At 71.4% G+C, this 18,613-nt stretch carries 12 protein-coding genes and 1 pseudogene; 4 read left to right on the top strand and 9 right to left on the bottom strand.

The genetic code is table 11. The features are described 5' to 3' along the window. The first annotated feature begins 18 nt into the window (after positions 1-18). Positions 19-2,688 carry a DNA polymerase I gene (gene polA / locus Cs7R123_RS10850; RefSeq protein ID WP_212825693.1) on the top strand — a complete coding sequence of 890 codons (2,670 nt, stop codon included), beginning with the start codon at positions 19-21 and terminating at the stop codon, positions 2,686-2,688. 284 nt (positions 2,689-2,972) lie between these two features. Here the strand turns inward: polA and Cs7R123_RS10845 are convergent, their stop codons facing one another. From Cs7R123_RS10845 to Cs7R123_RS10830, 4 genes are all read right to left on the bottom strand, one after another. Then, a complete protein-coding gene (locus Cs7R123_RS10845) occupies positions 2,973-3,476 on the bottom strand; it encodes a gluconokinase (protein ID WP_244871752.1) in 504 nt (167 codons plus the stop codon). Between the two features lie 142 nt (positions 3,477-3,618). Continuing rightward, on the bottom strand, positions 3,619-5,082 hold the full coding sequence (locus tag Cs7R123_RS10840) for an amino acid permease (RefSeq protein WP_244871751.1): 1,464 nt from the start codon (positions 5,080-5,082) through the stop codon (positions 3,619-3,621). A gap of 116 nt (positions 5,083-5,198) precedes the next feature. Continuing rightward, positions 5,199-7,880 carry an alanine--tRNA ligase gene (alaS, locus tag Cs7R123_RS10835; protein WP_212825691.1) on the bottom strand — a complete coding sequence of 894 codons (2,682 nt, stop codon included), beginning with the start codon at positions 7,878-7,880 and terminating at the stop codon, positions 5,199-5,201. A gap of 141 nt (positions 7,881-8,021) precedes the next feature. Continuing rightward, positions 8,022-8,858 (bottom strand): class I SAM-dependent methyltransferase, encoded by an 837-nt coding sequence (locus Cs7R123_RS10830; protein WP_374706986.1) that lies wholly within the window; start codon positions 8,856-8,858, stop codon positions 8,022-8,024. A gap of 491 nt (positions 8,859-9,349) precedes the next feature. On the opposite strand from Cs7R123_RS10830, the gene rpsA reads away from it, so the two are divergent. After that, a complete protein-coding gene (gene rpsA / locus Cs7R123_RS10825; protein WP_212825688.1) occupies positions 9,350-10,831 on the top strand; it encodes a 30S ribosomal protein S1 in 1,482 nt (493 codons plus the stop codon). Between the two features lie 88 nt (positions 10,832-10,919). Next, positions 10,920-11,504, top strand: a pseudogene (coaE, locus tag Cs7R123_RS10820) (dephospho-CoA kinase); the annotation flags it as partial. Between the two features lie 202 nt (positions 11,505-11,706). Here the strand turns inward: coaE and Cs7R123_RS10815 are convergent. Further along, entirely contained in the window at positions 11,707-13,320 is a 1,614-nt protein-coding gene (locus Cs7R123_RS10815) for a hypothetical protein (RefSeq protein ID WP_212825684.1), read from the bottom strand. A 617-nt stretch (positions 13,321-13,937) separates the two neighbouring features. On the opposite strand from Cs7R123_RS10815, the gene uvrB reads away from it, so the two are divergent. After that, entirely contained in the window at positions 13,938-16,082 is a 2,145-nt protein-coding gene (uvrB, locus tag Cs7R123_RS10810; RefSeq protein ID WP_212825682.1) for an excinuclease ABC subunit UvrB, read from the top strand. A 66-nt stretch (positions 16,083-16,148) separates the two neighbouring features. On the opposite strand, the gene Cs7R123_RS10805 is transcribed toward uvrB, so the two are convergent. The 4 genes from Cs7R123_RS10805 to Cs7R123_RS10790 are packed head-to-tail and all read right to left on the bottom strand — an operon-like array spanning position 16,149 to position 18,557. Beyond that, a complete protein-coding gene (locus Cs7R123_RS10805; RefSeq protein WP_212825680.1) occupies positions 16,149-16,784 on the bottom strand; it encodes a hemerythrin domain-containing protein in 636 nt (211 codons plus the stop codon). A gap of 39 nt (positions 16,785-16,823) precedes the next feature. Next, positions 16,824-17,471: a DUF2238 domain-containing protein gene (locus Cs7R123_RS10800; protein ID WP_212825678.1), complete on the bottom strand. Its 648-nt coding sequence runs from the start codon at positions 17,469-17,471 to the stop codon at positions 16,824-16,826. A 49-nt stretch (positions 17,472-17,520) separates the two neighbouring features. Next, positions 17,521-18,261: an alpha/beta hydrolase gene (locus Cs7R123_RS10795; RefSeq protein ID WP_212825676.1), complete on the bottom strand. Its 741-nt coding sequence runs from the start codon at positions 18,259-18,261 to the stop codon at positions 17,521-17,523. Further along, entirely contained in the window at positions 18,261-18,557 is a 297-nt protein-coding gene (locus Cs7R123_RS10790) for an antibiotic biosynthesis monooxygenase (RefSeq protein ID WP_212825674.1), read from the bottom strand. Before Cs7R123_RS10790 ends, Cs7R123_RS10795 begins: the two co-directional genes overlap by 1 nt. Positions 18,558-18,613: the final 56 nt, after the last annotated feature.

Here is an 18,613-nt window from a genome sequence, read left to right as displayed (position 1 = left end):
AGGGCATAAGCTCGTCGGGTGACCGAGACCCTGCTGCTGCTCGACGGCCACTCGCTGGCATACCGGGCCTTCTTCGCCCTGCCCGTGGAGAACTTCTCCACCAGCACGGGCCAGCCCACCAACGCGGTGTACGGCTTCACCTCCATGCTGATCAACGTGCTGCGCGACGAGCGGCCCACCCACATCGCCGTCGCCTTCGACGTGTCGCGCCAGTCCTTCCGCACCGAGCAGTACGCCGAGTACAAGGCGGGCCGCGCCGAGACCCCGAGCGACTTCAAGGGCCAGGTCAGCCTGGTGCAGGAGGTGCTCGACGCGCTGCGGGTGCGCCACGTCGAGCTGGCCGGGTTCGAGGCCGACGACATCATCGCCACGCTGGCCCGGCAGGGCCGCGAGGCCGGGATGCGGGTGCTGATCTGCACCGGTGACCGCGACGCGTTCCAGCTGGTCACCAAGGACGTGACGGTGCTGTACCCGAAGAAGGGCGTCTCGGACCTGGCCCGGATGGACCCGGCCGCGGTGACCGAGAAGTACGGCGTCGGTCCCGACCGCTACCGCGACCTGGCCGCCCTGGTCGGCGAGTCCAGCGACAACCTGCCCGGCGTGCCCGGGGTCGGCCCGAAGACCGCCGCGAAGTGGATCACGCAGTACGAGGGCCTCGACGGCGTCATCGCCCACGTCGACGAGATCAAGGGCAAGGCCGGCGAGAGCCTGCGCGAGCACCTGGCCGGGGTGATGCGCAACCACCAGATCAACAAGCTGCGCGACGACCTGGAGCTGCCGCTGCCGCTGGACGAGTCGCAGTGGACCAGCTGGGACCGCGAGGCGGTGCACCAGGTCTTCGACACGCTCCAGTTCCGGGTGCTGCGCGACCGGCTCTACCAGTACCTCGACACCGCCGAACCGGAGGCCGAGGCCGGGTTCGACCTCGACGGCACCGTGCTGGAGGAGCCCGGTGCGCTCGCGGCCTGGCTGGAGGAGCACGGCCGGGGCACGGTCGGCGTCGCGGTCAGCGGCACCTTCGGCCGGGGCACCGGCAACCTGACCGGCCTGGCCCTGGCGGCTGAGCAGGCGGCGGCGTGGTGCGACCCGACCGGGCTGGACCCGGCCGACGAGACGGCCCTGGCGGCCTGGCTGGCCGACCCGCACCGGCCCAAGGTGGTCCACGACGCGAAGCCGGCCATGCTGGCCTTCCAGGCCCGGGGCTGGGCGCTGGACGGGCTGGCCAGCGACACCGCGCTCGCGGCGTACCTGGCCCGGCCGGACCAGCGCTCCTACGACCTGGCCGACCTGGCGCTGCGCTACCTGCACCGCGAGCTGCGCACCGAGGCGCCCGCCGGCAACGGCCAGCTGACCCTGGACTTCGGCGACGCCGCCCCCGACCGGGCCGCGGAGGAGGCGCTGATGCTGCGCGCCCGCGCCACGCTCGACCTGGTCGACGCGATCGGGGCCGAACTCGGCCCTGACGGCGGCGAGCGGCTGCTGGCCGAGCTGGAGCTGCCGCTGGTGGAGGTGCTCGGCGCGATGGAGCGCATCGGCATCGCCGCCGACACCGACTACCTGTCGGAGCTGGAGGCGACGTTCGCGGCCGAGGTCAAGGCGGCGGCGCAGGCGGCGTACGCGGAGGTGGGGCGCGAGTTCAACCTCGGCTCGCCCAAGCAGCTCCAGGAGATCCTGTTCGGCGAGCTGAACCTGCCCAAGACCAAGAAGATCAAGACGGGGTACACCACCGACGCCGACGCGCTGGCGTGGCTGCACCAGCAGAGCGAGCACCCGGTGCTGACGCACCTGCTGCGCCACCGGGACGTGGCCAAGCTGAAGTCGACCGTCGACGGCCTGCTCAAGTCGGTCAGCGACGACGGCCGCATCCACACCACGTTCTTCCAGACCGTGGCCGCGACGGGCCGCCTGTCCAGCACCGACCCGAACCTGCAGAACGTGCCGATCCGCACCGAGGAGGGCCGCCGCATCCGGCGCGCCTTCGTGGTCGGCTCCGGGTACGAGTCGCTGCTGACGGCCGACTACAGCCAGATCGAGATGCGGATCATGGCGCACCTGTCCGGCGACGCCGGGCTGATCGAGGCGTTCGCCTCCGGCGAGGACCTGCACACCACCGTCGCGTCGAAGGTGTTCGCCACCGACGAGGTCAGCGCCGAGCAGCGCCGCCGCATCAAGGCCATGTCGTACGGCCTGGCCTACGGCCTTTCCGCGTACGGACTGTCGCAGCAGCTGGGCATCTCGACCGCCGAGGCGACCGGGCTGATGGAGGACTACTTCGCCCGCTTCGGCGGGGTGCGCGACTACCTGCACGAGGTCGTCGACCAGGCCCGCAAGGACGGCTACACCGCCACCATCCTGGGCCGCCGCCGCTACCTGCCCGACCTGACCAGCGACAACCGGCAGCGCCGGGAGATGGCCGAGCGCATGGCGCTCAACGCCCCGATCCAGGGTTCGGCCGCCGACGTGATCAAGCTGGCCATGCTGCGGGTCGACAAGGCCCTGAAGGCCGAGGGCCTGGTGTCGCGGATGCTGCTCCAGGTCCACGACGAGCTGGTGTTCGAGGTCGCGCCCGGCGAGCGGACCGCGCTGGAGGCACTGGCCCGCCGCGAGATGGCCGGCGCCGTAGACCTCTCGGTCCCCCTGGAGGTCTCCGTCGGCTCCGGCCCCGACTGGAACGCCGCCGACCACTGACCCACCCGTCCCACCGCGCCCCGCCCCGCCCCACGGCGGGCGGGCGCGCCCCTTTCCCGTCGATCATGAACTTATGGCACGGTTCGACGGCGTGTCGCGGGCACGGCTTCCTGATCGACACCGGTCGCGCCGTGGGCTGCGCTCGGAAGAGTGCAGTTTCGGGGAAAGTGTAGGAATCCGGAGCGCTTTACCGGCAGTTTCCCCGAAACTGCTGGCATTCGCGGCGACTCGCAGCGACTCGCGGCGACTCGCGGCGACTCGCGGCGCGGGGCGGCCGGGGCGGGTCAGGTGGTCAGGGCTGCGGTGGCCCGGTCGACGAGGTCGGCGGGGGACAGGGAGATCGGCAGGGCGATCGAGTGCTCGTCCGGACCCGGGACCTCCAACTCGGCCAGCTGCGAGTCGAGCAGCACCGGGTTGAAGAAGTGCCCGGGGCGGTGGCCCAGGCGGGCGGCGAGCAGATCGCGGTCGCCGTCGAGGTAGACGATCCGCAGGCCGGGCGCGGCGGCGCGCAGCACGTCGCGGTAGTGGCGCTTGAGCGCCGAGCAGGCCAGGACGGCGGGCCGGCCGTCTCCCGCCTGCGCGGCCAGCCACTGGGCGCAGGCGCGCAGCCAGGGTTCGCGGTCGGCGTCGGTGAGCGGGATGCCGGCGTGCATCTTCTGCTTGTTGGCGGGCGGGTGCAGGTCGTCGGCGTCCTGGAAGGCCGCGCCGAGGCGCAGCGCCAGGTCGGTGCCGATGGTGGTCTTGCCGCTGCCGGAGACCCCCATGACCAGTACCGCGGTATCACTCACGCGCCTGAGCCTACCCACCCCCGTGCGCCCACTCGGCGCATGAACGCCGAAGATCGCCGTCTTCGGTCATCCGGTGCAGTCCAGCTGCACGTCGCGACCGAAAACGACGATCTTCGCCAGCCAGCCCCGCGAGAGCGCGAGGTCAGTCGTAGGACGGGGTGGAGGAGCGGGCCAGGCGGCTGTGGCGGCGGCCGTACGGGAAGTACAGCGCCAGGCCGATCAGCATCCAGATCACGAACCGGATCCACGTGTCCACGGGCAGGTTCAGCATCAGCCACAGGCAGGCCAGCACCGCCACGATCGGCAGGAACGGCACCCACGGCACCCGGAAGCTGCGGTGCAGGTCGGGCCGGGTTCGCCGGAGCACGACCACGCCGATCGACACGACCACGAACGCGAACAGCGTGCCGATGCTGGTCAGCTCCGACAGCTTGGTCAGGTCGAGGAACGCGGCCAGGATCGCGATGATCACGCTGGTGACGATGGTGATGATCCACGGCGTGCCGTAGCGCGGGTGCACCGCGGCCAGTTTCTCGGGCAGCAGCCGGTCGCGCGACATGGCGAACAGCACCCGGGACTGGCCGAGCATGAGCACCAGGACCACGGTGGTGATGCCGCAGATCGCGCCGAGCGAGATGAGCTTGGCGGCCCAGTCCTGCCCGACCAGCTCGAACGCCAGCGCCAGCGGGGCGCCGGTGTCCAGCTGCTTGTAGTTGGCCATGCCGGTGATGACGAACGAGACGGCCGCGTACAGGATCGTGCAGATGACCAGGGAGCCGATGATGCCGCGGGGCAGGTCGCGCTGCGGGTTCTTGGTCTCCTCGGCGGTGGTGGCGACGATGTCGAAGCCGATGTACGCGAAGAACACGATCGAGGACGCGGCCAGGATTCCCCACAGCCCGTAGTGCTGCGGGGTGATGCCGAGCAGGAGCTGGATCAGGGGCGTGGCACCGCCCTCCTCCACCTTCGCGGGCACCGCCGGCGGGATGTACGGCGAGTAGTTGGCGGCCTTGATGAAGAAGGCGCCGAGGGCGATCACGAACAGCACCACGGCGATCTTGATCGCGACCAGCACGGCGGTCACCCGGCCGGAGATCTTCGCGCCGACCACGCCCAGCGCCGCGCACACCGCCACGATGAAGATCGCGCCGAAGTCGGGGATGGCCTTGTCGCCGGCCAGCCAGTCCGGCAGGTTGAGCAGCGAGTGCAGGTAGCTGGACCAGCCGCGGGCCACCACGGCGGCACCCAGGCCCAGCTCCAGCGCCAGGTCCCAGCCGATGATCCAGGCGATGAACTCGCCCAGGGTGGCGTAGCCGAACGTGTACGCCGAACCGGCCACCGGGACCGTGGAGGCGAACTCGGCGTAGCACAGCGCGGCGAGCCCGCAGACGATCGCGGCGAGGATGAACGAGATCACGATCGCGGGGCCGGCGTTGATCGCGGCCTGCTTGCCGGTGAGCACGAAGATGCCCGTGCCGATGATGACACCGATACCGAAGACCGTGAGGTCGAATACGGTCAGTTCCTTCTTGAGGCGGTGACCGGGTTCGTCGGTCTCGGCGATGGACTGCTCCACCGACTTCGTCCGAAATATGCTGTTGCTCACGTTTTGAGCGTACGCGCGTACGGACTCCCCGCTGGACGTGATCGCTCAACTTGATCGGCTCCAAGAAGCAGGGGCGGCACCCGTCCGGGTGCCGCCCCTGCTAGGGAGTGTCCGCGTCAGTGCGACGCCGCGTGCTGGCCCACCGTGCGCTCGATCTCGCCGAGCGCCTCGGCGATCGCCGAGACGTTGGTGCCGCCGCCCTGCGCGACGTCGTCGCGGCCGCCGCCACCGCCGCCGAGGATCTTCGCAGCGGTACGGACCAGCGCGCCCGCCTTGATGCCCAGGTCGCGGGCGCCCTCGTTGACGGCCACCACGACCACCGGCCGGTCACCGGAGACACCGGAGACGGCGACCACGGCGGGGCGGGCCGACAGCCGGTTGCGCACGTCGAGCGCGAGCGTGCGCAGGTCGTCGGCGTTGTCGGGCTCCGGCAGGTGCCGGACCACGACGGCGACGCCGTTGACGTCCGAGGCGCCGTCGGCGATCGCGCCGGCCGCCTGGAGCACCTGGGCGGCGCGCAGGCTCTGGATCTCCTTCTCGACCTCGCGCAGGCGGCTGACCATGCCCGCCACCCGCTCCGGCAGCTCCTCCGGGCGCACCTTCAGCGCGTCGGTGAGCTGCGCGACCAGGGCGTGCTCGCGGGCCAGGAACCGGTACGCGTCGGTGCCGACCAGCGCCTCGACGCGGCGTACGCCCGAACCGATCGACGCGGCGCTCAGCAGCTTGATCACACCGAGCTGGCCGGACCGGTTGGCGTGCGTGCCGCCGCACAGCTCGCGCGAGTAGTCGCCGACGGTGACCACGCGGACCTGCTCGCCGTACTTCTCGCCGAACATGGCCACGGCGCCGATCTCCCGGGCCTGCTTGATCGGCATGACCTCGGCGTGCACCTCCAGGTCGGCGATCAGCACCTCGTTGATGCGCTGCTCGACGTCGTGCAGCACCGACGGGGCCACGGCACCCGGGGTGGTGAAGTCGAACCGGAACCGGCCGGGGCCGTTCTCCGAACCGGCCTGCGCCGCCGACTCGCCCAGCGCGTCGCGGAACGCCTTGTGCACCAGGTGGGTGGCGGTGTGCGAGCGCGAGATGGCCCGGCGCCGCTCCAGGTCGATCTGGGCCTGCACGTCGGCGCCCACCGCGACCTCGCCGCTGATGACCCGGCCGCGGTGCACCACCAGGCCGTCGATCGGGGTCTGCACGTCGTCGACGTGGATCACCGCGCCGCCGCCGAGCTCGATGATGCCCTGGTCGGAGAGCTGGCCGCCGCCCTCGGCGTAGAACGGCGTGCGGTCCAGGATGATCTCGATCTCCTGGCCCTCGTACGCGGCCTTGGCCGGGCTGCCCGCGACCAGCAGGCCGCGGACGCTGCCCTCGGCCGAGGTCTGCGTGTAGCCCAGGAACTCCGAGCGGCCCGCGCCGTTGAGCACCTCGCGGTACGCCGAGACGTCGACGTGGCCGGTCTTCTTGGCCTTCGCGTCGGCCTTGGCCCGGTCGCGCTGCTCCTTCATCAGGCGGCGGAAGCCGTCCTCGTCCACGGCCAGGCCCTGCTCGGCCGCCATCTCCAGGGTGACGTCGATCGGGAAGCCGTACGTGTCGTGCAGCTGGAACGCCTGGTCGCCTGAGATGCTGTTCAGGCCCTTCGTCTTCGACTCGGCCGCGGCCAGGTCGAAGATCGAGGTGCCGGACTTGAGCGTCTGGAGGAACGCCGCCTCCTCGGCCACCGCGATGGTGTCGATGCGCTTGCGGTCGGTCTCCAGCTCCGGGTACTGCGGGCCCATGATGCCGATGGTCTTGCCGACCAGCTCGTGCATGGTGGGCTGGTGCGCGCCGAGGATGCGCAGGTTGCGGATGGCGCGGCGCAGGATGCGGCGCAGCACGTAGCCGCGGCCCTCGTTGCTGGGCACCACGCCGTCGGCGATGAGCATGGTCGCGGTGCGCACGTGGTCGGCGATCACGCGCAGCGAGATGTCGCTCTTGTGGTCGGCGCCGTAGCGGCTGCCGGACAGCTGCGCGGCCAGGTCCAGGATCGGGCGGGTGGTGTCGATCTCGTACAGGTTGTCGACGCCCTGCAGTAGCGTGGCCAGCCGCTCCAGGCCCAGGCCGGTGTCGATGTTCTTGCTCGGCAGGTCCCCGACGATCGGGTAGGCCTCCTTGGAGGACCCCTCACCCCGGATGTTCTGCATGAACACCAGGTTCCAGATCTCCAGGTACCGGTCGCCGGCGGTGTCCTTGAGCGGGCCGCCCTCCGGGCCGAACGACGGGCCGCGGTCGTAGTTGATCTCCGAGCACGGGCCGCACGGGCCGGGCACGCCCATCGACCAGAAGTTCTGCGCCATGCCGAGCCGCTGGATCCGGTCCTTCGGCACGCCGACCTGCTTGTGCCAGATGTCCTCGGCCTCGTCGTCGTCGAGGTACACCGTGATCCACAGGCGGTCGGGGTCCAGGCCGTAGCCGCCGTCGGCGGTGGAGCCGGTCAGCAGCTCCCAGGCCATCGGGATGGCCTTCTCCTTGAAGTAGTCGCCGAAGGAGAAGTTGCCGCACATCTGGAAGAACGAGTTGTGCCGGGTGGTCTTGCCGACCTCTTCGATGTCGGTCGTCCGCACGCACTTCTGCACGCTGGTCGCCCGCGGCCACGGCGCCGGGATCTCACCCAGGAAGTAGGGCTTGAACGGCGCCATACCAGCGTTGATCAGCAACAGGGTGGGATCGTCGGCGATGAGCGACGCCGACTCGACCACCTGGTGGCCGCGCTGCTCGAAGTAGCTGAGCCAACGCTTGCGGATCTCTGCCGATAGCATGGAAACGGCCTTCCGATCGTCAGGTACGAATATGGCGAGGTGGGCAAACACCTCGTGCGAATCAACTTGCCATGCTACCGCCGGGCCTATTAGCCCCCGCGAACCGACACCGGTCCGGGGCCGCGCCCGCGGACGCCGTGGTCAGGCCAGGTGCGCGAGGAAGACGGCGGTGCCCGGGATCAGCCGCCCGCGCAGCGGGGACCAGCCGCCCCACACGTGCTCGTTGTCCTGCGGCCACTCCGGCTCGACCAGGTCGTCGAGCACCAGCCCGGCCGCGCCCAGCAGCCGCACCCAGTCCCCGACGGTGCGGTGGTGCTCCACGTAGGTCGGCACCCCGTCGTCGTCCTCCTCGACGTAGGCGCGGCGGTCCCAGTACGGGTGCACCGCCACCAGCCCCGACTCGGTCGGGTCGTCGAGGAACGACCAGCGCAGCGGATGCGTCACCGAGAACGCCAGCCGGCCGCCGGGGCGCAGGACCCGGGCGGTCTCGCGCAGCACCGAGGCGGCGTCGGCGACGAACGGCAGGGCGCCGTACGACGAGCAGACCAGGTCGAACGTGCCGTCGGCGAACGGCAGGGCCTGCGCGTCGGCCTGCACCACGGGCAGGGGCGTCCCGGTGCGCTCGTCGAGGCGGCGGGAGTGGTGCAGCTGGCGGCCGGACAGCTCCAGGCCCACGGCGTACGCCCCCTGGCCGGTCAGCCAGCGCCCGCACTGCCCGGCGCCGCACCCGAGCTCCAGCACCCGCAGGCCCTTGACCTCGCCCAGCAGTCCGGCCTCGGCCTCGTCCAGGCCCTCCGGCCCCCACACGAACCGCGACCCGCCCAGGAACGGCCCGTGCTCAGCCTGGTACGCGTCGGCCGCGCCGTCCCACCAGCGCAGATTGGCCCGCACGCTCTCACCCCGCGCGGCGGGGCGGCGCGACACCTGCGCGGTGTCGTCGGGGTAGTCGGGTTCGTCCGGCTCACGGTGGTGATCGATCGTCACCGGGAGATTGTCGCCGACGGGGTGCCGACGATCACACGCCGCCTCGCCCGGCTCGCTCGCGCCCGCCCCGCGCCCGCCCCGATCAGGCTGCGGTTTCAGGGAAACCGCGCGATTCCAGGCTGGTGCGGCTGCGCTTTCCCCGAAGGCACGGCCTCCCGCGAGGGGTGCGCGGGGCACCGGAGGGAAGGGGCTGAGGGTGTGATGCGCGTGACAATCTGGCCGGAATCCCTACGCACTCCCGCGAATCAGGAAGAGGGGAGCGTCACGGGAGGGGTGGGGTTGCGTCGTGTGGTAATGGGCACGGTAAGCTGTTCGATGCACTCGCACGTCCGCGGTTCTCGGCATGGAGCAGACCCGCTGTCGCGACGGACGCCCGGTTCCCGGACACCCGGAGCCCCGGACGTCCGCAGCGTAGACGAGCGGGTGCGGCAGTGGAACCACCACTGGGTCACACTGAACATCCATCCGACGGAGCAACAGTCCACATGACGAGCAGCATCGAGGCCACCTCGAGCGCCAACAAGGTCACCTTCGACGATCTCGGCTCGGACGAGGCATTCCTCGCCGCGATCGACGAGACCATCAAGTACTTCAACGACGGCGACATTGTCGAAGGCACCGTTGTCAAGGTCGACCGGGACGAGGTCCTGCTCGACATCGGCTACAAGACCGAGGGCGTCATCCCCTCGCGCGAGTTGTCGATCAAGCACGATGTGGACCCTGCTGAGGTCGTCACCGTCGGTGATCACATCGAGGCCCTGGTCCTCCAGAAGGAGGACAAGGAGGGGCGTCTGATCCTCTCCAAGAAGCGCGCGCAGTACGAGCGGGCGTGGGGCACCATCGAGAAGATCAAGGAGGACGACGGCGTCGTCCGCGGCTCCGTCATCGAGGTCGTCAAGGGTGGTCTCATCCTGGACATCGGCCTGCGGGGCTTCCTGCCGGCCTCGCTCGTCGAGATGCGCCGCGTCCGTGACCTGCAGCCGTACGTCGGCCGCGAGCTCGAGGCGAAGATCATCGAGCTGGACAAGAACCGCAACAACGTGGTGCTGTCGCGTCGCGCCTACCTCGAGCAGACCCAGTCCGAGGTGCGCACCGAGTTCCTGAACAAGCTGCAGAAGGGCCAGGTCCGCAAGGGCGTCGTGTCCTCGATCGTCAACTTCGGCGCGTTCGTGGACCTCGGCGGCGTGGACGGTCTGGTGCACGTCTCCGAGCTGTCGTGGAAGCACATCGACCACCCGTCCGAGGTCGTCGAGGTCGGCACCGAGGTCGAGGTCGAGGTTCTCGACGTGGACCTGGACCGCGAGCGCGTCTCCCTGTCGCTCAAGGCGACGCAGGAGGACCCGTGGCGCCAGTTCGCCCGCACCCACGCGATCACGCAGATCGTGCCGGGTAAGGTCACCAAGCTGGTTCCGTTCGGTGCGTTCGTGCGTGTCGAGGACGGCATCGAGGGCCTGGTCCACATCTCCGAGCTGGCCGAGCGCCACGTGGAGATCCCGGAGCAGGTCGTGCAGGTCGGCTCGGACGTCATGGTCAAGGTCATCGACATCGACCTCGAGCGTCGCCGCATCTCGCTGTCGCTGAAGCAGGCCAACGAGGGCTTCGTCGAGGGCGAGGAGCACTTCGACCCGACGCTGTACGGCATGGCCGCCACGTACGACAACGAGGGCAACTACATCTACCCGGACGGCTTCGACCCGGAGACGGGCGAGTGGCTCGAGGGCTTCGAGAAGCAGCGCGAGCAGTGGGAGCAGCAGTACGCTGACGCCCGCACCCGCTGGGAGGCGCACACCAAGCAGGTCCAGACCTCCCGCGCGGCCGACGCCGCCGCGGCGAGCGAGGTTCCGAGCGGCAACGTCTCCACCTCGACCCCGGTCCCGGCCAAGGCGGCGGAGGAGCCCAGCGGCACCCTCGCCACCGACGAGGCCCTGGCCGCGCTGCGCGAGAAGCTCGCCGGCGGCAAGGCCTGAGGTAGGCAGTAGCCACACCGCCGGTGGCCCCCGACTCCACGGAGCCGGGGGCCACCGGCCTTTTCCGTACCCGTGCGACCATGGGCGCGTGCGATGGGTGGGACTGACCGGGGGTATCGGCTCCGGCAAGAGCGCGGTGGCGGCCCGACTGGCCGAACGGGGCGCTGTGGTGATCGACTCCGACCGGATCGCCCGGGAGGTGGTCGCACCCGGCACCGACGGGCTGGCCGAGGTGGTGGCCCGGTTCGGGCCGGGCGTGCTGGCCGCTGACGGGTCGCTGGACCGGCCCGCGCTGGGGAAGCTGGTCTTCGGTGACGAGGCGGCCCGGCGGGACCTGGAGGCGATCATCCATCCCCGGGTGCGGGCGCGCACGGCCGAGCTGGCCGCTGCGGCGCCGCCGGACGCGGTGGTCGTGAACGACGTGCCGTTGCTGGTGGAGGCGGGGCTGGCGCCGACGTACGAGCTGGTGATCGTGGTGTTCGCCGACGAGGTGACCCGGGTCGCGCGGCTGGTGCGGGACCGGGGGATGGCCGAGGCGGACGCGGCCGCCCGGATCGCCGCGCAGGCGACTGACGAGCAGCGGCGGGCGGTGGCCGACATCGCGATCGTCAACGAGGGCAGCATCGCCGACCTGCACGCCGCCGTCGACGAGATCTGGCCCCGGCTGCGTCCGGAGTGACCGCGGGGCGGGAGCACGCGGCGGGCCGCTGCCACCCCGCCCCGCCGTCACCCCCCGCCCCGCTGCCACACTGCCCGCCGTCACGCCGCCCCGCCTAGCATTGACGCTGGCCTATCTAGAGGACGGATCTTGGAGAATCGTCCTCTAGATAGGCCAGCGTCAGTGGAAAGCGGGCGCGGCGCCGCTGCCGCCGCGGTCAGTAGACGCGCGGGGGCAGGGCGGGCAGCGGGTCGCTGAGGTCGAGGTCGAGCTGTGCGAACCCGCCGGTGGCGGTCCGCAGCTCCAGCCGCTGCAGCACGCCGGAGTTGTCCACCCAGTACCGCATCCGCGCCATCCCGGCCGGCACGTTCACCTCGACGGCCGTGGGCAGCTCGAACACGCCCACCGGCACCCCGCGCAGCACGTCGACGCGCAGCCGCCGCCCGTGCTGGCGGATGTGGGCGGCATCGTCGGGCGTGCCCGCGGCCAGCGACATCGCCTCGTGGACCAGGTAGTCCAGGTCGGTGATCTCGGTCTTGGTGCCCAGGTCGGCCCACTCGGCCCGGTCCCAGTCGCCCTTCGGGGCGGGCAGCGGCGGGACCTCGGTGGCCTTCTTGCCGGTCTTGCGGGTGGCGACACCGGTGCGGTCGGCGTGTACGAGCACGTCGTAGTCGGTGTCGTCGGAGTCGTGCACGGCCAGGTAGCTCAGGTGCCGCTGCCAGTCCAGCCAGCCCGTGCCCAGCCGCAGCGTGCCGGGCAGCACCGGCATGGTCAGGGTGACCTTGCCGCCGCGGGCGCGCAGGTTGCGCTGGCGCAGCCGGGACAGCATCTCGGCTTCCTTCTCGGTGATCTTCGTGGGGTTGTTGGGCTGCCCGCCCAGCACCGCGGTACGGGTGAACTCCTGCTGCTGGTCGCGCAGCAGGTCCACGGTGGCGGGCAGGCCGGTGGCCAGCACCGTCTCCAGCCGCCGCAGCGCGCCCTTGTCGTCGAGCCAGTAGCCGACCGCGCCGCCGTGCGCCTCCAGCGAGTCCGGCGCGTACGAGGGCTCGGGGCTGCCGGAGGGAGCGGCCGAGGCGGCCATGTTCGCCTCGTCGAGCGTGCCGTCGTCGGGTTCGGTGTCGGCGGCCGAGTTGCTCGACGCGGTCGGGGTCAGCCCCGGGGCCGCCGACGGTGCGGCGGGTCCGGTCTGCGGCAGCAGCGCCGGGCCGAGCAGCACGTCGACCGGGGTGCCTTCGAAGGCGTCGCGGCGTACGTACTGGTTCTTCAGCGTGCCGAGCAGGTCGGCGGGGTCCCGGTCGGGGCGGGCCAGCAGGAAGAGGAACGAGACGAGGTTGTCCAGCGGGCGCTGCTCGTCGCCGCCGAGCTGGATGGGGCGCGCCCGCCAGCCGTCCTCGGGCGGGTCGACCGGGGGCAGGCCGGGCGCGGCCGCGTCGGAGTCGGGGCCGGTCGAGGCCGACGCGGGACCGACCGGGCCGGTACGCACCGCGAGCACCCCGGGCACCGCCTGCACCAGCGCGGTGCCGCCCTCGGGGTCGGTGACCGACAGGTACACCACCTCGCGGCGCCAGTCGATCCAGCCCGCGACCCGGGTCTTGCGGCTGGCCGGCCCGACGGTGCCGCGCAGGCCGACGCGGGCGTCCTCGTAGTTGACCACCCGCATCCCGGCCAGGCGCTTGAGCTCGCCGTCGGCCAGCGGCCGCGTGCTCTCGGCGACCGGCTTCTTGGCGGTGCAGGAGGCCAGGCCGGTGCTCAGCCCGGCGGCGAGGCCGAGCACGAGCCCGGCGCTGGCGATGACGTTGACGACGCGGCGGCGGCCGGAGGTGACACCCACGGCAGGTGCAACGTGAAGGGGGCGTACGAGGTGACGTTCGCGGGGGAGGGCGGCGAAGTTCGTGCAGTTTCGGGGAAAGTGCTCGAATTCGCCCCGAGATTCCAGCAGTTTCCCCGAAACTGCACGCACGCGCCCGCCACGCCCGCACGCACGCGCCCGCCACGCCCGCACGCACACGCGCGTACGCCCGCACGCGCCCGCGTGCGGGAAGGGTCGGTCGGGGAAAAGGTCAGACCGTTCGCGGCGGCCGGTCGGCGCACACATGGTGCGCGACCGCAGCGGTGCGCTCACGATCCTGCGGTGGGGCGGATCGGGGCTGCTACCGGTGCGCCGGGGGTGGTAACCGGCCGGTGTGGAGGTCCGGTCTCCCCGGTACGGCCGCCGCGAGCGGCCTACTCCATGACGTTAACGCCGTGATTGATGACACACAATCGCAATATTGGAGCCGGTCACTTACTAAGGGTCACCCGCTGTCACCCGTGCGCGACGGGGGTGGAGAAGTTGCCTGGCCAAGGGACCTGCCGTGATCGTCCTCGGCCGCGCCGCCGCCCGGTTGCCGCAGCGTGATCAGCGTCACCTTGCGTGGCATGTCGGAGGTTGAGCGTAGGTTTGGCGGCATGAGCCAGCAGATCCCGCGCCTGGATGGCACGTTTCAGGTAATCAGTGAGTTCACGCCTGGTGGCGACCAGCCCGCGGCGATCGAGGACCTGGCGCGGCGGGTGCGCCGGGGCGACCGGCACACCGTGCTGCTGGGCGCGACGGGCACCGGCAAGTCGGCCACCACGGCCTGGCTCATCGAGCGCCTCCAGCGGCCGGCGCTGGTGCTGGCGCCCAACAAGACGCTCGCCGCCCAGCTGGCCAAGGAGTTCCGCGAGCTGATGCCGCGCAACGCGGTCGAATACTTCGTCAGCTACTACGACTACTACCAGCCCGAGGCGTACATCCCGCAGACGGACACCTACATCGAGAAGGACTCCTCGATCAACGAGGAGGTGGAGCGGCTGCGGCACTCGGCGACGATGTCGCTGCTGACCCGCCGGGACGTGATCGTGGTGGCGACCGTCAGCGCCATCTACGGCCTGGGCACGCCGCAGGAATACCTGGAGCGCGCGGTCAAGGTCAGCGTCGGCGAGGAGCTGGACCGCGACAAGCTGCTGCGCCGCCTGGTCGACATCCAGTACGCGCGCAACGACATCGCGTTCAACCGGGGCACGTTCCGGGTGCGCGGCGACACGCTGGAGATCATCCCGGCGTACGAGGAGCTGGCGCTGCGGATCGAGTTCTTCGGCGACGAGATCGAGCGCCTGTCCTACCTGCACCCGCTGACCGGCGACGTGGTGCGCGACGTGCAGCAGATGCTGATCTTCCCGGCGACCCACTACGCGGCGGGGCCGGAGCGGATGGAGCGCGCCATCGGCGGCATCGAGGCGGAGCTGGAGGCGCGCCTGGCCGAGCTCGACCGGCAGAACAAGCTGCTCGAAGCCCAGCGCCTGCGCATGCGCACCACGTACGACCTGGAGATGATGCGGCAGGTCGGCTTCTGCAACGGCATCGAGAACTACTCGCTGCACATCGACGGCCGCGAGCCGGGCAGCCCGCCGCACTGCCTGCTCGACTACTTCCCCGACGACTTCATGACCGTGATCGACGAGTCGCACGTGACCATCCCGCAGATCGGCGGCATGTACGAGGGCGACGCCTCGCGCAAGCGGGTGCTGGTCGAGCACGGCTTCCGGCTGCCCAGCGCCCAGGACAACCGCCCGCTGCGCTTCGACGAGTTCCTGGAGCGGGTGGGGCAGATGGTCTTCCTGTCCGCCACGCCGGGCCCATGGGAGCTCAAGCAGGCGGGCGGCGAGTTCGTCGAGCAGGTGATCCGCCCGACCGGCCTGGTCGATCCGCAGGTGGTGGTGAAGCCGACCAAGGGCCAGATCGACGACCTGATGCACGAGATCCGGGTGCGCACTGAGCGCGACGAGCGGGTCCTGGTCACCACGCTGACCAAGAAGATGGCCGAGGACCTGACCGACTACCTGCTGGAGAACGGCATCCGGGTGCGCTACCTGCACTCGGAGGTCGACACGCTGCGCCGGGTGGAGCTGCTCAAGGAGCTGCGCATCGGCGAGTTCGACGTGCTGGTCGGCATCAACCTGCTGCGCGAGGGCCTGGACCTGCCCGAGGTGTCGCTGGTGGCGATCCTCGACGCCGACAAGGAGGGCTTCCTGCGCAGCGGCACCTCGCTGATCCAGACGATCGGCCGCGCGGCCCGCAACGTCTCCGGCGAGGTCCACATGTACGCCGACAAGATCACGCCGTCGATGGCGTCGGCGATCGAGGAGACCGACCGGCGCCGCGCCAAGCAGGTGGCGTACAACGAGGCCAACGGGGTCGACCCGCAGCCGCTGCGCAAGAAGATCCACGACATCCTCGACGACATCTACCGCGAGGCCGAGGACAGCGAGCTCGCGATGGCCGCAGCCGGGGGCGGGCAGCTGATCGGCGGGTCCGGCCGGCAGATGTCGCGGGGCAAGGCGCCGGTGCCGGGGACGAAGTCCAAGGGCCGCGGCACCAGCGGCGAGCGGCGGGGCACCATCGTGGCCGAGAGCGCGGGCATGGCCCGAGCTGAGCTGGTCAAGCTGGTCGGCGAGCTGACCGACCAGATGCTGACCGCGGCGGGCGAGTTGCAGTTCGAACTCGCGGCCCGCATCCGCGACGAGATCAGCGAGCTCAAGAAGGAGCTGCGCCAGATGGACGTCGCGGCCTGAGCCGAGAAGCGACCGGGGCACGCCGCCCGCGCGGCGTGCCCCGGCTGCCTGGCATCGGGTCTGCGGTCACAGCTGTTCCGGGTACGTCGACCGCCCGGTCAGCGCGTCGCGGAGCTTGTCCGCCGCGCCCAGCAGCGGGTCGGTCAGCCGGTTCCACGGGGGCGTGGACGGGGCGCCCGGGTGCGGCCGGGTGGTCGCCGCCTCCTCCGCGATCGCGGCCCGGTTGCCCAGCCGGATCAGCTCCTCGTCGGTGGCGGCCTGCGCCAGGCGCATGTGGATGCGGCGGTCGGCGGTGTGCTTGTGGCGGCGCAGCTGCTGGTCCACCTCCAGGGCCAGCTCCTGGAACTTCTCGTCCTCCGGCGGCACGGTCTGGAGAGTCTGCAGCATCTGGCGGATCGCGCCGTCCTCGGCCAGCTCGCGGCTGGCCAGGTCGTCGCCGTCGGGCAGGTGCCGGCGCACCGCGGGCAGCAGGTACTGCTCCTCGGCGGCCAGGTGGCGGCTCACGACGGCGGTCACCACGTCGGCGACCTGCTTGCGCCGCGACGGCGAGGCTGAGGCGGCCTCGACGGCGAGTTCGGCCGACAGCCTGGTGATCTGGCGGTGCTCCTCGGCCAGCATCTCGACGATGCTCTGGCCTGCGGGCTGGTAGTTCTGCTCAGCCTCGTCGGACAACGGGGGAAGCGGGGGCAGGTCAGTAGTCATGCCATCGAGCTACCCGCCACCCGTTGGGGGTAAACAGCCTCATCCGTTCGGATGATGTCGCGCCGGTCGCAGTACCGCGACCGCACCGCCGAGCAGCGCACCGAGCAGCGCCAGGGCCATGTCGGCGTGCGCGTCCCACATGTCACCCTGCTGCCCGTTGTACGCCTCGGCCGCGCCGGGGGCCAGCGTCAGCGCGATCGCCCACTCGAACAGCTCGTAAAGCGCGCCGGTGGCCAGGACCAGCTCGGCCGCGCGCAGCCAGGCCCGTCCGCGCGGCACCCCGCGCTCACGCCAGAGCCGCACCAGCACCGGGGCCAGCAGCAGCCCGTATCCGAAGTGGACCAGCCGGTCGAAGTTGTTGCGCTGCCAGCCGAACCGCTCCGACAGCGACCGCCCGGTCAGGGCGGCGACCCACTCGTCGTACGGCACGTACGAGTAGATCCAGCGCGCCGCGATCGTGTGCAGCGCCAGGAACACCACCAGCAGTACGAACGAGCTCAGCGGCAGCCGCAGCCGGTGCTGCGCCCACAGCAGGGCGGCGACCGCGACCACGGTCAGGCTGTGGTGCAGCGCCTGCTCGGCCGGCCAGCGCGGGTGCCACCACGACACCGCCACCAGCAGCGCGAACGCCGCCAGCACGAGCCGGTGCCCGACCGGCAGCCACATCGACGTAGGTGAGGGGGCCATGCCCGTGAATGGTGCCAGTGCGAACGCGTCGCCGCCGATCAGGGGGCGGTCAGTGGGCCGGGGCGTGGGTGGTCAGCCAGGTGGCGATGCGGGTGAGCAGCTCGTCGGAGGCCGCGTTCTCGGCGTGGCCGAAGCCGGGCTCCAGCCACAGCTCCTTGGGTTCGCCGGCCGCGCCGTAGATCTGGTGCGCGTGCTCGACGGGGAAGTACGCGTCGGCGTCGCCGTGCACCACCAGCAGCGGGATCGGCGAGATCAGCGGCGCTGCGGCGTACGGCGGCAGCGGCTCTTCGGCCCAGCCGCCCGAGGCGATCCGGGTCTTCAGCGCGACCCGCCCGACCAGGCGGCCGAGCCGCCGTTCCAGCACCCAGTGCACCCGCCGCATCGGCGGGGTGCCCCGGTAGTACCAGCGGGCCGGGCCGCTGACCGCCACGATCGCGTCGACGCCGCGCAGCAGGCCCGCGTGCCGGACCGCGACGCAGGCGCCCATCGAGAAGCCGACGGTGACGACGCGGCGGTAGCCGAGCTCCCGGGCCCAGGCCACGGCCGCTTCGAGGTCGTGGATCTCCAGGTCGCCGACGGTCGACTTGCCGCCGGAGGCGCCGTGGCCGCGGAAGTCGAAGCTGATCACGCCGCCGGACCGGCCGAAGACGGCGGCGGCGCGGCGTACGGCCGGGCGCTGCCAGGAACCGGTGAAGCCGTGCGCGACCACCACGGCGAGGGCGGCGTCACCCGGGTCGTGGTGGGCGTCGACCAGCACCCCGTCCGAGGTGGTCAGGCTGCGGCGCGGCATCAGGCGTGCGGGACGTCCGCGAAGTGCTCGACCACGGGCGGGGCGGCGAAGAACGGGCCGATCAGGCCGCGCCAGGTGGTGAACCGCTCGGTGGCGCGGAAGTTGTCCTCGTGCGCGGCGACGTTCTCCCACTCGACCAGCAGCACGAACCGCGACGGCGACTCGATGCCGCGGGTCATCCGCACGCTCAGGCAGCCCGGGGTGCCCGCGAGCACCTCGTGCCCCTTGGCGTAGGCGGCGGCGAACTCGTCCTCCCGGCCGGGGAGGACCTCGATCAGAGCGACTTCGAGGACCATGAGGCGATCCTCGCACGGCCTTGGCCGCCCAGGTGGCCGGGTCCTAGGGTGTCCGC

This window comes from Catellatospora sp. TT07R-123, from assembly GCF_018327705.1.
In the GTDB taxonomy this organism is placed as follows: domain Bacteria; phylum Actinomycetota; class Actinomycetes; order Mycobacteriales; family Micromonosporaceae; genus Catellatospora.
This window is presented reverse-complemented; position numbering and strand designations above follow the sequence as displayed.